At 67.5% G+C, this 19,572-nt stretch carries 3 protein-coding genes (1 of these 3 cut by a window edge); all 3 read right to left on the bottom strand.

Annotated features, from left to right (window positions below):
* Positions 1-26 precede the first annotated feature (26 nt).
* On the bottom strand, positions 27-12,527 hold the full coding sequence (locus POS17_RS14700) for an SDR family NAD(P)-dependent oxidoreductase (RefSeq protein ID WP_060839242.1): 12,501 nt from the start codon (positions 12,525-12,527) through the stop codon (positions 27-29).
* Positions 12,528-12,593: 66 nt separating this feature from the next.
* Positions 12,594-14,003 carry a cytochrome P450 gene (locus POS17_RS14695; RefSeq protein ID WP_060839241.1) on the bottom strand — a complete coding sequence of 470 codons (1,410 nt, stop codon included), beginning with the start codon at positions 14,001-14,003 and terminating at the stop codon, positions 12,594-12,596.
* Positions 14,000-19,572, bottom strand: the 3' end of a protein-coding gene (locus POS17_RS14690; RefSeq protein WP_060839240.1) for an SDR family NAD(P)-dependent oxidoreductase. Its footprint extends 6,508 nt past the window's final position; the window shows 5,573 of its 12,081 coding nt (coding positions 6,509-12,081); the start codon falls outside the window, past its right edge; it ends in the stop codon at positions 14,000-14,002. Before POS17_RS14690 ends, POS17_RS14695 begins: the two co-directional genes overlap by 4 nt.

Raw genomic sequence — 19,572 nt, 5'->3', positions numbered from 1 at the left:
GTGTCCCGCCGGGTCAATGTTTCAGATCAATGCAATGGCGCCTGGACGGCTTGCAGCTTGGCCGCCAGTTCGCCCAGGGGTTGCTGTTCATAAAACAGGTCGGGCATCAGCTTGGTGCCGAAGCGCTTGTTAATGCTGTCCGTCAGTTGCATCACCATGATCGAGTCCAGGCCCAGGTCGTGGACCTGGACCGAGTGGCCGATCTCCTGGGGTGCAAACCCCAGCTTGTGCTGCAACTCCTGCTGGATGAACGCCAGGATCCGTTGGCCGAGGGCGGCCTCGGTTGGGGCGTTCGGCTCCTGGGGTGTGGCGTCCAGCGGCTGGCCCATGGGCAAGGCCGTCCGGGGTACAGCGGGGGCGTCAGCCCCGGCCAGCCACGGGTGATGCCGATCCACAGCGGCCCGTTCCTGTTGGTCCAGGTACAGGCTGACCCGATCGGCCTTGAGGCACACCCGCGCTTGCGGGTCCAGCACCAGCAGGCAGAACGACAACCCGTCGTCGTCAAGGCCGATCCGGGTCAGGACCACCGAGAACACCCCCGCAGGCTGCTCGTAGCAACACAGCTGCTCGATATTGCGCACGATGACCTGTGCCTGGGGCAGCCCCAGCTCGGCGAGCAACAGGTAGATCGCCTTGTCCAGGGTGGTCGCCAGGTAAGGCGTCAGCAGCAGGTTGTCGGCGTGGTGATTGTGCCGGTTGATCGGTGGCCGGCCTTCGAGCAGCAAGCCATGGGCACTGATGACCCGCTGGCCCTGGTTGTCCAGGTAGGGCAGGAAATCGTAGCCGGCCTCGGCCAGTCGCTGGCTCACGGCGGCGGCGCCCAGCTGGCTGTCTCCCGGGCTGGATGCACGGTTCAGCAGCTCGCTGGCAGCGTCCAGCACCGACTGGGCCAGTACCGGCTCGTTGCCGGTCAGTGGGTTGACCAGGGCAAACCCCAGGTTCAGCGACGGCTGGCCCTGGCGCTGTACATCGAAGTCAAGCTCCAGTTGCCCCTCATCCACCTCCAGCAGGCGATACGCCAGGGCGCTGACCGTAGCCCAGTCGGCGATGAAGTGCTCGAACGCACAGGACACCGACAGCGTGCAGCCGGCGAACCGCGAGACCAACCCCGGCATAGCCAGTGCGACATCGGCCAGATTGAAGGCACTGATGCGTTGCCCGCCCGGCGCCCGGTACAGGTAATCGAGCAATTGCGCCGCCACGAAATCGGTGCGAAACAGCGCCCCCGCTTGCGTTGTCGAGCAGTTCTCGGCCACCAGCGGGTGCAGTTTGCCGGTGAACATCAGCGGGTTGATGATCGCCGACTCATAGCCCGGCGCGGTGTACCAGCAACGATTCTTTTCGAACCCGTAGGCCGGCAGGCTGATGCGCTGCGGCTGGCGCTCATACAGGCCGGCCCAGTCCGGCAGGTTCTCGCCCTGCAGCCACTGGTTCAGCAGGGACGCCACTGGATCATGCGCCGTGGGCAACTGCGCGGCATCGGTTTCCTGAAAGCGATAGAACGCCGCGTCGTGGTCTTGCCCGTTGATGCAAGCGGTCAGCGCTTCCAGCAGCGTCTGGCGGTTGGTACAGCGGATCGCCAGCCGATTGCGCAGGTTGTTCTTGCCCACCTGCAGGGTGTAGGCGATCTGTGCCAGCGACGCCTGGCTGGTGGCCAGCCAGTCGCGGAAACGGCTGAGGTTGTCCGCCAGCACCGACAGTTTGTGCACCGAGAACACAAACACCAGGCGTTCATCGGCAATCTGTCCGGCAGGGTCTTCGAGCTGTGGGTACTCCTCGACGATCAGGTGAGCGTTCATGCCACCGGCGGCGATCGAAGTCAGTCCGGCCCGCCGTGGAAAGTGCTGCATCCGGCCGTCTACCAGCCGCTGCGGGCGATGCCAGGGGGTCAACTGCTGCGGCACCTTGAAGGGGCTGTCGGCAAAGTCGATGTCCTGGTTGAGCTGGCCCGAGTGGATCGACGGCGCGATCTGCCCATGCTTGAGCTGCAACAGGGTCTTGGTCAGCCCGGCCACCCCCGAGGCGGCCAGCAGGTGGCCGATATTGGACTTGATCGAGCCCAGGTAGCAGAACTGCTTGTCGTCGGTGGCGCCGGCAAAGGCGTTCTTGAGCCCCAGCACTTCGATCGGGTCGCCCAGGCGGGTGCCGGACCCATGGCCTTCGACATAGGAAATCGACGCCGGGTGCACCTGGGCCTGCTCCATGGCCTGACGGATCGCCAGGGTCTGCAGGTCCGGGTTGGGCACATTGAAGCCGTTGCGTTCGCCGGCATTGGTGATGGCCGAGCCCTTGATCACCCCGTAGATCTGATCGCGGTCGGCAACCGCCCGGTCCAGGCGCTTGAGCAGCACCGCCCCGACGCCCTCGCCGATCACCGTACCGTCGGCGCCGATGCCATAGCTGTTGACCGATTCGGAGGTGATCGAGGTGAAGTTGCCCTGTGAGGTGTTGACCACCGTGTACGGGTGGTACATCAGGTTCAGGCCGCCGGCCAGCACCATCATGGTTTCGTCGTGGCGCAGCATGTGGAAGGCCGTGTGGATACAGGTCGAGGACGACGAGCACATGGTGTCGATAAACAGGCTCGGGCCGGTCAACCCGTAGAAATAGGACACCGTCATCGGGATGGTGGCCATGCCCGAACCCGAGGCGATGGCGCCTTCGGCCAGATTGTGTTCGAAACCGTAGTAGTGATAGTCGTTGCTCATGGCCCCCATCAAAACCCCGACATTGCCGCCATAGCGGCTCTGCAGGGTTTCCCGGGAATAGCCGGCGTCTTCGAAGGTGTGCACCGCCGCCTGCAGGAACAGCCGGACTTCCGGCGACATGTGGTCGGCGTAGACCTTGGGCATCTTGAAATAGCTGTAGTCGAACTTGTCCACGTCCTGGATGAAGGAGCCGTTGAGGCAGGTGGTCTTGCCCAGCACCTCACGATTCTTGTAGTACAGCTTGCTGTGGTCCCAGCGCTCGGCGGGGAAATCGCTCATGCAGTCGACGCCGTTGGCCAGGTTCTGCCACAGCTGGTCGATGCTTTGCGCACCGGGGTAATAGCCCCCCAGGCCGATCACCGCCACGTACTGCGCCAGGTCACTGTCCGGCTCCGGCTCCGGCTCCGGCTCCGGCTCCGGGGCAGCCTCCAGGACTGGCGGCGTGGGCGCAGCAACGGCCGCCTGAGCTGCGTCCGGCACCGCGCTCCAGGGCGCCGCGGCCACGGCGGGCGCCGGCGGTTGCCCGTCCCCCGCCAGGATCGCCATGAAGCGTTGGCGATACTTCACCGCGAAGTGCTGCACCATGCCGGCAATATTGACGTGTTCGAACAGCAGGGTCTTGGGCAGCGAGCCAAGGTGTTTTTCCAGCTCCTGGGTCACCCCCACCGCCATGATCGAATCAAAGCCGTAGGCTTCGAACTTTTCCGCCGGATGGATTTTCGCCGCATCGATCTGGGTCACCTTGGCAATGATCCGGGTGACGAACGCCTCGATGTGCTGCTTCAGGTCGCTGTCGCTGAAGCTGGCTGCCCCGGCGGTCTGCTGCGCTGGCGCGGTGTCCGGCCCGGGAACGGCGACGGGGGCCTGGCCGATGCTCGCCAGCCGCGACCGCTCGCCATACACCACCCAGGCCTGCGCGCTGAGCGAATGACTCAACAGCTGGCACAAACTGGCCAGGCCCTCTTCCCGGGGCAGTGGCACGATGCCGAACTGTTCACGCATCTGCTGCTCGATCACCGGCGCCAGGCCCATGCCGCCGTCGCGCCACAACGGCCAGTTGATGCTCAGCGAACGGCCTTTGCGCTTGCCTTCGGCAGCCAGGTGCTGGCGGTAATGCATGTAGGCGTCCATCCAGGCATTGGCGCAGGCGTAGTCCGCCTGCCCCAGGTTGCCCAGCGCTGCCTGGGACGAGCAGCACACCAGGAAGTCCAGCGGCCGCTCGCCGATGGCCTGGTCCAGCGCCTCGATGCCGGTGACCTTCGCCGCCAGCACCTGGGCGAAGTCGTTGGCGGACTTGTGCATGATCAGGCTGTCGCGGATCACTCCAGCGCCGTGGATCACCCCGTGCAGTTCGCCCTGCTCGGCATAAATCCCATCGATCCACTGGCGGACGGCCCCCGCGTCGCTGACGTCCAGGGCCTGATAGAGCACCCGCGCGCCCAGGGCCTCCAGCGGCGCGAACAGCGCTGGCCCGGCGGCCCCCAGGACCGAGCGGCCGGCCAGGTACAGCACCGGGTGACGGCAACGGCTGGCGATCTGTTGCGCGAACACCAGGCCCAGGCCGCCGGCCCCTCCGGTGATGGCATAGACCCCGGCATCGCGAAATGGCTCTGGGCCGGGGCCGGGCGCCGGCGCCGCGGGCAGCTCGCGCCAGTGGCAGGCGTAAAGGCTGCCGCTGGCAAAGACCCGCACCCGCTGCCGATAGTGCAGGCGACTCTGCCGGGCAATCACCTGGCTCATCGCCGCGTCGCCCATCTCGGGGTCCAGCGCCACCAGCCGCGCCTGCAACTCGCAGTTCTCCAGCATGGCGCTGCTCAGCAAGGCATCCAGGGCACTCAGGCGCAGGTCATCCTGGCCCTGGCCGACATACAGCTGCAGATAGTCGCCGGCTTCGGGGTCCCGCTCCTGCAGGCACTGCAGCAGCGCCAGGGCGGCGCTCTGGTACAGCGCGGCGTCGGTCTGCCCGGGAGCTCCGGGCAACACCCGGACCTGGGCGCCGAACTCGCGGCGCACCTGGGCCACCACCGCCTCCGGCAGCCCCAACAACAGCAGTTGCGGCCGGGCATCGGCAGGCAGCGCCTCACCGGGGCTGTCCAGGGGCTGCCAGAACGGGGTACGGATCAGGCGGCCGAGCGCTTCACCCTCCGCCCGCGAGGGCGCTTCCGTTGCCGTAGCCGCAGCAGCGGCCACTTGCGCGGCCGGAGCCGCCGCTGCGGGGGCTTCGCCGACGGTACGCCGCGAACTGAAGCCCTGCAGTTGCAACAGGCATTCACCGGCGCGGTTGTACACCTGCAGATCGACTTTCTCCAGGGCCGCGCCGCTCGCCCTTCCACGGCTGGCCACCACCGTCAGCGGGCCCTGGCGCAGGGCCTGTTGCAGCGAACCGTACAGACGCAGGCTGTCCAGGGCGAAGGGCAGTGTCGGGGCGGCGGTCTGTTGCCCGCCCCCCAGGGAGGCGGCGATGTGCAGCGCGCTGTCGAGGAGCCCCGGAGGCAGCGCCACGCCATCCATCTGCGGATCCGGCGCGGTATCGGACAACTGCCCCAGCACCCGGTCGCGACCGATGAGGATCTGCCCGGCGGCGCGGAAGCTGCTGCCGTAATGCACCCCCATGGCCTCGAAATCTCGATACAGCGCGTCCTGGCTGCGCTCGCCCAGGTTGCACTCGGCCTCCAGCGGCGCCCGGTCAAGCACCGGCGGTGCGGGATCGGCAGCATTTGCCAGGAGCGCGTCGCCCTGGGCGTGCAGGTGCTGCTCGGTGCCCTCGAGGCTGTAGATCTTGAATGACAGGCTGTCGCCGGCGTTGCCCGTCAGCTCACAGAACAGCTCGACCTCGCCGGCGTCTGCGGCCCGGGCAAAGGTCAGGGGCCGCAACCACACCATGTTGCGCAGCGTGACCTGCTGCATGGGCCGCTCGCTGGCCCGGACAATCGCTTCACGGGCCATTTCCAGGTAAGCGGTGGCGGGGAACACCCGTTGCTCGCCTATGCGGTGGTCGGCCAGGAACCGCTCCCGTCCGCTGAAGCGGCTGACAAAACACTGGCGCGCCAGGGTCGAGATATTGTCCTGCAGCAGCGGGTGGCGGTGCTGTGTGTGCGGCCCGGCAGCGGCCGCTGCAGGCCGGCGGGCCTGGGGCCAATAGCGCTCGCGGGCGAACGGATAGCCCGGCAGCGAGACCCGGGCCGGGGGCTGGGCAAACAGCCGCCGACCGTCGATGTCGTAGCCTTGGCGGTAGCAGTCCGCCAGCCCCGACAACAGTTCGCGAAGTTCGTCCTCATGCTCGCCCAGGCTGTCGTCCAGCAACTGCTCGATGTAGCGCAGCACGGTTTTGCGCGGGGCAAACTCGCGATCCACTTCGCCGCCAAACAGGTTCGGCCGTTTCTCGCCGGCCAGGTACCGCTGCAAGCCGTAGCGCGCCTCCTCCAGGTCCGCCGCCACCAGTGCCAGGCGATGGCGGAAGTGATGCCGGCCTTCGAGCAGCGTATGGCTGATCGCCGGCATCTGCTCGTCGCAGTACCCGCCCTGCTCCAGTGCCCGGTTCAGTTGTGCGGCTTTCTCCTGCAGGGCCTCGGCGGTCTTGGCCGATAGCACCAGCAGGTAGCAAGGGCGCCGCCGTCCAGTGCCTTCAGGCCGTTGGCTGTAGCTTTGCAGCACCACGTGGGCGTTGGTGCCGCTCATGCCAAAGGCGCTGACCGCGCCGATGCGTTGCTGTTCGCGCCCGGCCTGGGGCCAGGCCTTGTTGGCCTTGTTGACGTAGAACGGGCTCTGTTGCCACTGGATATAGTCGTTTTCCTGCTCGCAATGCAGGCTCGCCGGAATGGTTTCGTGGCGCATGGCCTGCAACAGGCTGATGACGCTGACCAGCCCCGAGGCGGCAAAGGTATGGCCCAGGTTGGTCTTGGTCGACGTCAGGGCGCAATGGCCGGCGCGGTTGCCGCGAAAGGCATCGTTGAGGGCATTGATCTCCACCGGGTCGCCCAGCTGGGTGCCGGTGCCGTGGGTGACGATGTAGTCCACCGCCTGGGTATCGATCCCGGCGCGGCGATAGACGTCTTCCAGCAAGCGTTGCTGGGCAAGCCCGCTGGGGGCAGTGATGCCGTTGGTCCGGCCGTCATAGTTCAGGCCGCTGGCGCGCAGGGTGCCGTAGATCCGGTCACCATCGGTCTCGGCCCGGGCCAGCGGCTTGAGCAGCACGCAGCACACCGCTTCCCCCGGCACCATGCCATTGGCCCGGTGATCGAAGGTGAAGCACTTGCCATCCGGCGAGAGCATCCCGGCCTGGGTCATGCCGATGAAGGCATCCGCCGAAAAGATCAGATTGACGCCGGCGGCGATGGCCATTTCGCATTCGTTGTTACGCAGGCTGGAGGCCGCCTGGTGCAGCGCCACCAGGGCCGACGAGCAGGCGGTGTTGATCGCCATGGTCGGCCCGGTGAGGTTGAGAAAGTACGCCAACCGTGAGGCCAGGATGCCGTTGTGGCTGGAGGTCAGGCTCTCGTCCCCGGCCAACCGCTGGAAGTCGCCCTCCTCGACCCCGACGAACATGCCGACCCGCTGGGTGGCCAGCTGACGGGGGCCAATCCCGGCGTCTTCCAGGACATTCCACGACTCCTGCAACAGCAGCCGCTGCCGGGGATCGAGGTGGGTCGCTTCACGGGGCGAAATCTCGAAGAACAGCGGGTCGAACTCGTCGATCCCCGGCACGCTGGCCATCCAGATACAGCGGGTCTTGGCCGGGTTCTCCCGGGGGTCGCCGTAGTGCTCGCGCCAGTCATAGCGCTGGGCGGGAATCTCGTCCACCAGATCACGGCCCTCGGCCAGCACTTGCCACAGCTCATCCGGCGTGCGAGCGCCGGGAAAGCGCCCGCTGATACCGATTATGGCGATGGTGTCCGTGGCCGGGCCCGCAGAGACGGCGTCGGTCGCTGCCGCTGGCTGCTCCTGCTCCTGCTCCTGCTCCGGCTCCTGCTCCGGCGCCGAGGTCACAGGCTGCAGGTAACAGGCTTCGACGGCCTGCCGGTGCTGGTCCAGCAGGTGCGTGGCGAGCTTTGCCAGGGTCGAATGGCTGAAAAACACCTCCGGGGTCAACTTCAGGCCAAAGTGCCGGCTCAGCAGCTCGGCATATTCCGCCAGGCTGATGGAGTCGAAACCGAAGTCGGCCAGGTTGCGCTGTTCGTCCAGGCTCTGCCGTTCGGCCTGCAGCGGCCGGCTCGCCAGCTCCCGCAGGTCCCATGCCAGCGCCTGTTCGAGGCTCAGGCCCTTGAGCTCGGGACGGCGATGGGCCGGCGCATGCGGGGCAACCGCCACGGGCTGTACGGCCCTGGGGCGTGCGGTCGGTTGGTTGATCCCCGCGATGCACTGCTGCAGCCGCACCGGTTGCCCTGCCAGCACCAGCACCTGGGGGATGTCACTGCTGACAATCCGGTCCAGCAAGGCCAGGCCCTCGGCACTTTCCAGCATCCGCTGGCCGCTGGACTTGAGGTAGAACTCGGTGGACTCGCGCTCGCCCAGCGCCATGCCGCCCTCGCGCCACAGTGGCCAGTTGATCGCCACCACGCGCCGGGCACGCCCGCCCTGGACATGGCGGGCATAGGCCTGCTGGAAACGGTTGGCCATCGCATAGCTGCACGCGCCCATGTCCCCCAGCAGTGCCGAGCTGGAGGAAAAATGGCAGATCAGCGCCAGCGGTTGCTCCGCCAAGACCTCGTCCAGCACCTGGGTCGCGGTGATCTTGGGCGCCAGCACCGCGGCAAAAGCCTCGGGCGAGCTGGCCAGGACACTGCCGGCGGCCTTGAGGCCCGCGGCATGGATCAGGCCGTCGATGGGCCCGCTCTGCACCAGGACGTGGGCCAATGCCGCCGTCAGTGCCTGACGATCGGCGCAGTCGGCCTGCACGTGGAACACCCGGCAGCGTTCATGGTTCAGCGCAGCGACACGCGCCTGGGTGGCCGGTGACAAGGGGGACCGACCGTTGAGCAGCAGGTGCAACCGACCGCCGCGGCGCTGGCGTGCTCGCTCCGAGAGTTCGCCGGCCAGCAGCAGGCCCAGCTCGCCGAGCCCGCCGGTGATCAGCAAGGTGTCGAGCCGCTCCAGGGCCAGTGGCGCGACAGTGGCCTCGACCGGCACGGGCGCAAGGACGGGCCGCCGCACCTCGCGGTCCTGGTACAAGCGGCTGCCTGCCGGCTCGCCGCTGAGCTGCAGCCATAAGCGCTGCAACCAGCGGTGCTGGTCGGCGGTGCCTTGGGGCACGTCGATCGCCACCTCGACGGGGCAGTCCAGCAGCGGGCCAAGGGAGCGTTCGAAGCCGATCCACGACTCCAGGTGACAACGGGCCAGCCCATCCCCGGCGCGGCCCGCCAGCAGCAGTCGTTGCAGCGGCGCTGCCGTCACCGCCATGGCCTTGAGCAAGGTGACGATCGGGCCGCTGTCGCCGAGCCAGCGAGCGTCGTCCATGCTCCACAGATACAGGACCCGGGTGGCGGACTCGCCGGCCAGGACCTGTTGCAGCCCGGCCTGCAACTGCTGCGGATCATCGGCCGCAACCTGGTAATGGCCTTCCCGGTCGCGTTGGTTGGCCGCGCCCGCGGCGACAAACACCAGCTCGGTGTGCGGGCTCTGGGCGTGCACGGCCCGGGCCCATTGCCGGCGCAGCTCGGGGTCGGCCAACAGGCAGACCACTCGCTGGGGCCCGCTGCCGCCGCGCGGTTCCTCGGCCTCCAGCCATTGTTCGGTGTAGGTGCCCAGTGCGCTGGCGGGCACCGCCTCTTCCGCCCCGACGGTGCCGCCTGACGTCGGCGCCTCCAGCCAGTAGCGGTCCCTGGCAAAGGGGTACCCCGGCAAGCTGATGCGTGCAGGACGAGGCCCGCTGCCATAGAGCCCTGCCCAGTCGCTATCGGCTTCATCGTCCGTGGCGGCCAGCCACAGCGCCGCCAGTTGCTCCAGGTCGGCAGCGGCCAGGGCCTGTTCCCAGGTCATGCTCGGTGCGGCCAAGGCATCCATCCGCTGGCCATCGAGCCAGGCTTGCAGTTGCTGTTGCAGTTGCAGCTGGCTGTCGACGCGGAAAATCGCCCGGGCCGCCATGGCTTGCCGACCGGTCTGCAGGGTGTAGGCCAGTGCGGCAAGGTCCGGGCTGTGCTGCTTGAGAAATTCCAGCAGGCGCAGCACCTGCTGTTGCAGGCGCTGCTCGTCGCGTGCGGACAAGGGCACCAGCAGCGGCTGGCCCTGGTGCGTGGCGAACAGGCGCTGCTCGCGATACTCCTCCAGCACGGCGTGGGCGTTGGTGCCGGAAAAACCGAACGAGCTGACCCCGGCTCGGCGCGGTGTACCGTGCTCCGGCCAGTCGCCGCCCTGTGTGTCGATCACCAGCGGCGAGTCTTCGAGCTTGATATGGGGGTTCTGCTGCGTGAAGTGCCCCAGTGCCGGCAGCTTTTTGTGTTTCATCTGCTGCAGCACCTTGAGCACCCCGGCAATGCCGGCTGCGCCCTCGGTATGGCCGATGTTGGCCTTGACCGAGCCGATATGGCAGAAGCCGCGGTCGTCGGTATAGCGGGCAAAGGCGCGCTTGAGTGCATTGATCTCGATCGGATCGCCGAGCCGGGTGCCGGTGCCGTGGGCCTCGATGTAACTCAGGGTACGCGGATCGATCGCGGCGTTCTGCCAGGCCTGGACGATCACGTTCTCTTCCCCGGCCACGCTGGGCGCCGTCAGCGACGGTGTGTAACCGCCATGCAGCGCCGCCGACCCCTTGATCACGCCGTGGATCGGATCACCCTCGGCCAACGCCTGGGCCAGGGGCTTGAGCAACAGCGTGGCCACGCATTCACCCGGCACATAGCCGTCTGCACGGGCGTCGAAGCTGTGGCAGCGGCCCGTGGGCGACAGCGCCCGGATGGCCGAGAAATAGCGGTAGTGCCAGGACGACAGCAGCAAGTTGCTGCCGCCGACGAACGCCATCGCGCACTCGCCGTTGCGCAACGCCACGCAGGCCGCGTGCAACGCCACCAGCGACGAGGAACAGGCGGTGTTGAACATCAGGCTCGGACCTTTGAAGTCGAACCAGAAGGAAATTCGGTTGGCGGCGATGGTGCCGCTGCCGGTGGCGATGTAGGGGTCCATCGGCAGGCCGAGTTCGCCGATCTTGTCGACGTACTCGTTGAAGCAGGAGCCGATGAACACCCCGGTGTCGCTGCCACGCAGGCGCGAGATCACCCCGGCATTCTCGGCACTCAGGTACGCGCTCTGCAGCAGCAGTCGCACTTGCGGGTCCATCCACTGGGCTTCGCGGCGGGACAGGTTGAAAAAACCGGCGTCGAACTTGTCGACATCGCTGATGAAGCTGCCCCAGCGGGAATAGGTCCGGTCCTTGGCTTGCGGGTCGGCGTCGAACCAGGGCGTGATGTCCCAGTGATCCGCCGGCACGGGCTTGATCAGTTCCAGGTCGTGCCAGATGTTGCGCCAGAACTGATCCAGGTCCTCGGCTTCAGCGAACTGCCCGTGCATACCGATGATGGCGATATCGCCCGGGGACTGCGGGTTCATCTGCAGCGTGGCCGGCACTTCGCGGCTCAAGCCGGGCTCGGCCCGCGGGGCGGCTTCGGCCGGGCCCTGCTCTCCCAGCAACCGGGTGCACGCTGCGGGGTGCTCCTGCCAGAGGAAGGTCGCCAGTTCGGCAAGGCTCGGGTACTCGAAAAACACCGTGGCTTCGAGCTCGATCTGCGCCGCACTGGCAATCTGCTTGGCCAGAGCGACCAGTTGCACGGACTCCAGCCCCAGGTCCATCAGGTTGCGCAGGCGTTGCTGGCTCCCCACTTGGCGGGCGCCAAGGGCGTGCAACTGGGCCAGCAGGAAGTCTTCCATTGCCGCGCTGCCGGCGGCGCGGATCACCGGCGACGCCGCCGCGGCCGTGAAGCGGGCGCCGCGCAGGCGCTTGAGCGAACAGCCCTGGAGCTGGGCAATCATGGCGCCGTCATCGTCGTACACGTCCGCGTCGAACAGCACCAGTTCGCCGGAGTTCTTCAGCAGTCGGGCATGGATCCAGGCGCTGGACGGCGCCTGGCGCCGATGCAAGGTCAGGGACTTGATGCCCATGGGAATGTAAGGGCTGGCCAGTCGCTCGGCGGCCAACAGCGGAACCAGGGTCAGAAAGGCGCTGTTGATCAGCAGCGGATGCACAGCGTAGTGGCGCTCATCGTCCAGCACCACCCGCGACAACGTCTCGGCGCCACCGGCCTGCTGGTAGAGCGCCTGCAGAGTGCGATAGCTCGGGCCAATCTGCAGTTGCTCGCTGATCCGGTAGATCGACGCCGGCTCCAGCGCCGTCATGCCGGCAACAAGCCCGGCCGGCAGCGCCGGCGGGGGCTGGACCAGGACCGCCGACAATTCGCCGCTGGCCGCCACCTGCCAGGGCTCCAGCGGCGTGCGGCGGCACACGGCCTCGAAGCCGGGCGCGGCGGCACGGATCGCCACCTCAAGCTGCTCGCCTTCGGCCACGGCCATCGGTGCGGCAAAGGTCAGCGCGTTCAGGCGCAGTGCTTCGCCGTCGGCGAGCTGGCCCAGCCCCTGCTCCAGCGCCAGGCTGGCGTAGGTCAGGCCGAGGAGGATCTGCTGGTGATCGAACTGATGATCGCGCAGGCACGGCTCGTCGTAGCGATACACCGCGGCCGCCTCCAGCCCGGCGCTGGCCGCGGGCACTTCGATCCGACGCGTCGCGCTCGCCTGCAGCAGGCTGGCCCTGAGGGCCTCGAATTCCAGCGCCGCTTGTTCGAGGCTGATTTCCTGCCGTTGGATCTTGCCATGCAGAACCCTGATTTTACTGTCCACTGCTCTCTCCAATCCCTGGTTCCGTGAGTGCCTGCAACAGCCCGTCAGGCTGTGTTCCCTGCCCGCTCAGGCGCCGCTGAGGTCGAGAAAGGCCTTGCTCGAGGGCCTTAGAAACGGCAGGTAGGCCGGCGGCGGCATCTTGCCGACCAAGCGCGGCACGATGCCCTTGGGCCCCAGTTCCCGCGCCAGCATGGCGATGAACAGGGTGATTTCCAGGGCGGCCACGTGCCGCCCGAGGCAGGCATGGGGACCACCGCCGAACTGGCAGGTCTCCACCTGGTTCAGCGCCCGGTCCAGGCCCAGCCAGCGCTGCGGCCGCCAAGTGTCGGGATCCGGGTAGCGCTCGGGGTTGCGCGACACATGCAGCAGGCTGACCCCAGCCATCACACCGGCGGGAATCCTGCGCCCCATCAGCTCGAACTCGGTGTGCACCTTGCGCATCTCGAAGGGGGCCGGCGGGTACAGGCGCATGGTTTCGCGGAAGATCCCTTCCGCCAGCGGCACCTGCCTGATCAGTTCTTCGTGGGTCACGGGCATCTCATCGAGCCCCGCCGCCTGCTCGCACAACGCCTGCCAGATGTCCGGATGCTGCGACAGCATCAGCGCGGACCAGGCCATCACCGCCGCGGTGGTTTCCGAACCGGCGAACCCCAGGCCAAGGATGTTGTGCACCAGTTCCACTTCGGACATGCCGTTGCCGTGCTCGTCGCGGCCGAAGATCATCGCCCCCACCAGGCTGTCGTGGTCATTGTTGGCCCGGGTGGTGGCGACAATCTGCGCCACCCGCTGCTCCAGCCAGCCCCGCGCCTTGCGACAGCGCCACGCCGGAAAGCCGGGCAGATTGACCTTCAGCGGAATCATGCCGAGGAAGAATTCTTCGTACTGGTGGCGCCACAGCGCCAGCTCGTGGGTCTGGATGCCGAGGATGCGAAACACCACTTCCAGGGCGATGTCCTTGGTTTGCGGAAAGATCGCCAGCTGGTTTTCCCGGCTCCAGTGCTTGAGCCGCTGCTCGATGGTCTCGATGATGAACTGGCCCACCTGGGCCCGCGTCAGCCCCTTGGGGGTAAAGGCATCGGTGCTGGCCTTGCGCGCATTGCGGTGGCGCGGGCCATCGAAGGCGTTCATCGCCTCGCCGGTAATCACCGGCATCTGTTCGCGCAGGTAGGAATTGTCGGTGTACTTGTTCTGCAGGATCGCCAGGCCGGCCTCGTCCATGATCTGCAGCACCGGCAACTGGGTGCCGAAATAGGTCCAGAAGATCGGCCCGCACGCCGCTTCGGCCTGGCGCAGTTCGCCGAGGGCGTCCCTACCGATCCGGTGCACGTGCCCGAGCAAGGGGATCTTGCCGGGCATGACCGCAAAGCCATCCTTGAGCTTGATCCCGGCCGCCAACGGCCGGGGCGCCTTGATCGCGGGCGCGGTGGCGTCGGCATGCTCCGGCGCGGGCACCCTGGTGTCTTGAATCTGGCTCATAACATTCCCTGTTCGTTGGTTGAGCGGGTGAGCAACTGGGCAAATTGCCCGACGTCCAGCTCGCCGCCGCTGATGCGCCGGTACAGTTCGCTGGAAAACAGCGCAGAAGAGCTTGAACCGGACTTCGGCGGTGTCAGTGGATGCTCGAATTCATAACCGGGCAGCGTCATGCGATTGCCGCCCTGCGGATACAGCGTCGAACTCTGCAGATCGGCGCCGCGACACCAGGCCTGGCCTCTTTGTGCCAATGACCCCGAGGCGATTTGCGGCTCGATCTCTTCAATCCCGGTCGGCGCAGATAGCCAACAGCCATCGCCCGCCACACCGGTCAGCAACTGCGCCAGCCGTGCCCGTACTTGCTCCCTGTCCGTGGCCACCAGCGCGGCGCGGTGGGCCAGACGCTGTTCACGCAGGGCTAAACTGTAGGCCAGATCTGATAAATCGATAGGACAATTCCTATCGATAAAGGCGTGGAGTTTTTTCAGATAAGCCAACAGGCTGCCCCGGCTGGCCGCGGCGACGATCAGCAACTGCTCGCCGGCACTCCCGCGCAACCTAGGTCGAGTGTCCTGGTACTCCTCCAGCACCAGGCTGGCGTAGGTGCCGCCCGCGCCAAAGGAGTTGATCAGGCAACGGCGCGGCTGGCCGCTGTCGTCCGCGGCCCAGGGCGCGGCCTGTTGTTGCAGGTGGAAGGCACTGCCATCGAGGCGGATATGCGGGTTCAGCGGCTCGGCATTGATCGAGGGAGCCAGCTGCCGATGCTGCAGTTGCAACAGCACCTTGGTCAGCTGGGATATCCCCGACGCGGCCTCCAGGTGACCGATGTTGGATTTCACCGTGCCCAGCGCGCAACTGCCCGGAGGCAGCTCGGCAAAGACTTTTTTCAACGCCGCCACTTCTATCGGGTCGCCCAGCTCCGAGCCGTTGGCCGCCGCCTCCACGTAGTGGATCTGTGCCGGCAGCAGGCCCGCGCGCTGGATGGTCTCGGCGATCAGCCGGGCTTGCTGGCGGGTGTTGGGCGCCGAGTACTGCAGTTGCCCGCCGCCATGGTTGAGCCCGGTGCTCTTGATCACCCCGTGGATCCGGTCGCCGTCGGCCAGCGCCGCGGCCAGGGGCTTGAGCAGCACGGCACCGGCGCCCTCGCCCGGCAACATGCCGTCGCTCAGGCCGAAGCCGCGACTCAAGGGCGAACTGCCGAGAAACTGAGCCAGCTTGAGGGTCTGGTAGCGGGACGGGTCGAGGATCAGGTTGACCCCGCCGGCCATGGCCATGGCGCATTCGCCCTGCAACAGGCTCTGGCAGGCCAGGTGAATCGCCGACATCGAGCTGGCGCAGGCGGTGTTCACCGCCAGGCTCGGGCCCTTGAGATCGAAACAGTGGGAAATCCGGTTGGGCAGTTGCCAGTCGGTGACATTGGCCCGGATCGCCGCGTGTTCGCCAGCGCTGTCGCGCAACGATGAGGCGTTGTACATCGACCCGATAAAGACCCCGACGGCGCTCGTTGCGTCCTGCTGGAAACGGGCCAGGGCATCGCGGTTGTAGCCGGCGCTCTCGAACGTCAGCCACGCCACCTCGAGCATCTGCCGCAGCTCGGGCGAAAAGTGCCGGGTTTCGTCGTCGCTGATCCCGAACACCTGGTGATCAAAGGCCTCGACCTGTTCGAGGAAGCCGCCGTAATAGTCCGCATTTTCCGTCAAGGCACCTGACCAGCGCTGGCCGTCGGCCTGGGTGACGCAGTTGCGACCGCTGCGCAGGTTGTCCCAGAAGCGCTCCAGGTCCGCGGCCATCGGGTAACGGCCATTGACCCCGATGATCGCAATGTCTCGGTTCAGCGGCTGGGGCTGCGCCTCGACCCTGGCAGAGTGCGACGCTGTCGGCATGACCGGGTCCGGCCCCGCGGCGGCAGGCATGACCACGGGCGCCGGTGCCACCGGTGGCTGAGCCTGTACCGGGGCAAAATGGCCGACCAACGCCGCACGGTGTTCGGCCAGCAGGTAGCCGGTGAGCTGATTGACCGTGTTGTGTTCAAACAGAATGGTCCGCGACAGTTCGCCAATGCGTTGCTCCAGCGCCTGAATCAGGCTGATCTGCAAGATCGAATCGATGCCGTAGCGATCAAACGCGGTGTCGTGCTGCAACCGTTCAGGGGCCATGTTCAGCAGTTTCGACAGCACCTCGATGATCAGCTGCCGGCATTGCCCGGCCAGCAACTGATCGGCGCCCTCATCCGTGCCTTCGGCTTGCGCAACGGGGACTGGGGCCTGGGGTTCAAGCGCCGTCGGCTCCTCGGTAGCCCTCCCGGGCAGGCAGACCACGCCGTCGCTGGCGGCGACGATGATCTGCTGCCCCAGCGAATGGCTGGCCGCCGCCGGGAAGGCAATGCCGTCGAACCCCTGGGCTTGCAGCAGCTGTCGCCAGCGCTCGGGGTACAGGCCGGGGCAGCCGGGAATGCGCAGGGCCGTGTCGTGGTGCAGCCACCAGCCTTCGAGCAGGCCGAAGGTCAAATGGGTGAACAGCGAGCGGTCGCTGATTTCATTGAGCAGTAACAGGCCGCCGTGGCGCAGCGCGGTCTTGGCGTTCTGCAGGGCGCGCCGCAGGTCGGGGGTGGCATGCAGCACATTGGTGGCGATCACCAGGTCATAGTGCTGCAGGGCAATGCCTTGCTCGGCGCAGGGTTTGCCGACATCGAAAATCGCCGTGCGCAGGTAAGGCGCCAGGGGCAGGAACTGCGTCTGGGCATGCTGCAGGAACGCCTGGGACAGGTCGGTGTAACAGTATTCGGCGATGCCCTGCTGCCACGGCCGCAGGCTCTCGATCAGCCCGGCGGTGGTGCCGCCGGTACCGGCGCCGATCTCCAGGATCCGCAGCGGCCTGCCGTTCTGCGCCTGGCGCCGGGCCACATCCACCACCACCTCGCCCAGCACCGCATTGAAGTAGTCGCTGACCCGGTTGTTCTTGTAGACGCCCTCCACCAGGGCCATCGAGCCGTTCGGGAACATCACCGCGGTGGCCGACTGCTCACCGCGCAGGATCGACGGCAGGGCCTGGACAAAGGTCTGCAGCAGTTGCACTTGCGCCTGCAGATCGGCGTCGCGGCGCCACTCTTCGCTGGCCTGCTGCCACTGTTGCGACAGCGCCGCCGGATCCGGCAGCGCCGACAGCACCCGGCCCTGTTCATCGATATCGGCGCTCTGCACCAGCAGCTCCAGGCTCGCGCGCAGCCAGCGGCGATAGAACGGCCGAGCCAGCAGATTGGCGGCCACCGCCGGGTCGGCGGCGATCCGCTGCTCCGTCAGCGGCCCGCCCGCCGCCAGTTCGCCGAGGCAGGCCAAGGTCTGCGCCAGCAACAGCCGGTTCATCTCGCCGGCCGCCGGGTGCTGCGCCGGCGCCGCACCAGCGCCCAGGGCCACCGGCGCCCAGCTGTCGCGGGCCAGTGACGGCTGCGCCGGGTAGCAATCGAGCTGCCACTGGCTGTGGATCCCGGCAATGGCCTGGGGCTCGCGCAACTTGATCAGCCCCAGCTGGGGCAAGGGGCTGGCCAGCAACCGGTCCAGCGCCGCCATGCCCTCCTCCGGTTCGATGGAACCCAGGCCCTGGGCCGCCATTCGCGCCCGGTAGCCAGGGTCGGCGACCACCCCCACCGAACCCCAGTAGCCCCAGTTGATGACCTTGACCGGGCAGCCGGTACGCTGATCGAGCGTGGCGGCCAGGGCGTCGGCAAAAGCGCAGCCGGCGGCGTAGTTGCCCTGGCCGGCGGCGCGGCTGAAGGCAATCATCGACGAGAAAAACAGCACGAAGTCCAGTGCCGGGTTGTCCGCCGCGGCACACACCTGCGCCAGGGCGATGCTGCTCAGGCGCTTGGCGTCGAAAACCGCGCTGAAGCGCGCCTCGTCCAGCTGCGCCAGCCGCCCATCGTCCAGCACCAGGGCCGAATGCACCCAGCCATTGATCGGCCCACAGGCCTCCTGCACCTGCTGCCGGGCCCGGGTCAGTTGCCCGATGTCCGTGGCGTCAGCCTGGATGTAGCGCGGCGGTGCGGCATGGTACTGCCGGGCCAGCGAGGCCAGCTCCGCGAGGGCCTGATCGATCCGCTCGTCCGCGGCGCGGCGGCCGAGCCAGACCACCTGCGCACGCCAGTGGCGGATCAGGTGGCGTGTCCACACCTGGCCGATCCCTCCGGCGCCGCCGATCACCACGTACACCCCGCCTTCGCGGTAAGCCACCGCGCCAGGCGCTGCCGGTCCAGGCTCGGCCAGCGGCAACAGGCGTTGGCAGAACCACTCGCCGTCGCGCCAGGCCAGGCACTCGCCCGCCAGCTCCGGCTCGGGCAGGGCCTGGGGCAGCGCCGGTGCGCCCGGCGGCAGGTCCAGCAGTTCAACCCGCCACAGGGCCTGTTCTTTGGCCAGGGCACCGGCCAGCCCGTGGCAGGCGGCCTGCTCGGGGTCCAGGGGCTCATCGGCGCGCAGCGCGACGCTGGCGTTGAACAGCAGTTGCAGCTGCAAGGGCTGTTGGCCAAGCTCCCGTTGCAACAGTGCCTTGATCAAGCGCAACAGCGTGAGGCTGGCGTGTTCGGCCGGGGCCAGCCAGATCAGGCGCTGGAATGCGGCACAGGCGCCCAATTGGGCGACGATGCCTGGCACGCTGCCAGCCAGCGGCTCCATGAACTCGATCTGCGGGTACAGCCCGGCCAGCCATTGGCGGTACTCGCCGGACGCGCCGATGGCCAGGGTCGGTACGTCTTCCAGCGTCCGCGGCGAACGTTCGGCAATCAGCCATTGCGCTGCCAGCAGGCTCAAGCCGGCGGGCAACCGCTGATCGTTGCCAGCCAGCAACGGCGCGGCGCGCCCCTCGCGCAGGGGCCGCGAGCTGAATCCGTGCAGCGCCACGGCCACCTGGCCCTGGGCGTCGCACACCTGGATATCGATGCGCTGTACGGCGCTGCCCGGGTGGCGGCTGTCGAGGCTGATCAGGGCCCACATCGACGGCTGGCAGCGCCCAAGGATGTTCAGTTGCTCAAGGGCAAAGGGCAGCAGCGTCTCCCCCGTGGCCTCACGCTGCAGCAGCAGGCCGATGGAGGCCTGGACGGCGCAATCGAGCATGCCGGGATGCAACACCCAATCGCCCTCCAGCCGCTCTGGCGCCAGTTCCAGCCGGGCCAGCACCCGGCCCTCGCCGAGCCACAGCTGGGACACACCGCGGTGGCCGGGACCGTAGTCGATGCCCAGCGCCTGGAACCGCGCGTACAGCTCGGCGGCGTCGACGCTGCGTTGCCAGGGCCCAGCGCACAGGGTGGCGAGGTCCAGCGCCGCCACAGCGCTGGCCGCCCCCGCCCGGGCACTGCCCTTGCAGTGCTCAAGCTCCACGCCCTCCGCCCGGGAGTAGATCCTGAAGTCGACCTGCGACGCCTGCAGCGTCAGGTCGATGTGCAGTTCGCCGTGGGGCGCTGTCGGCGTGTAAGGCGTCAACCAGACGATGTTGCGCAACTGCAGCAAGGCGCTGTCCGCCGCCTGCCCGGGCAGCGCTCGGGCGATCGCCGCCCGGGCCATTTCCAGGTACGCGACCCCGGGCA

The sequence above is a fragment of the Pseudomonas sp. Os17 genome (assembly GCF_001547895.1).
In the GTDB taxonomy this organism is placed as follows: Bacteria; Pseudomonadota; Gammaproteobacteria; order Pseudomonadales; family Pseudomonadaceae; genus Aquipseudomonas.
The sequence above is the reverse complement of the archived record's forward strand: the minus strand, read 5'-3'. Positions and strand labels throughout refer to the sequence as shown.

What these genes read in the sequence shown, in the direction of transcription:
- POS17_RS14695 (WP_060839241.1), bottom strand. Translation starts at nt 14,003, where the DNA reads ATGAGCCAGATTCAAGACACCAGGGTGCCCGCGCCGGAGCATGCCGAC.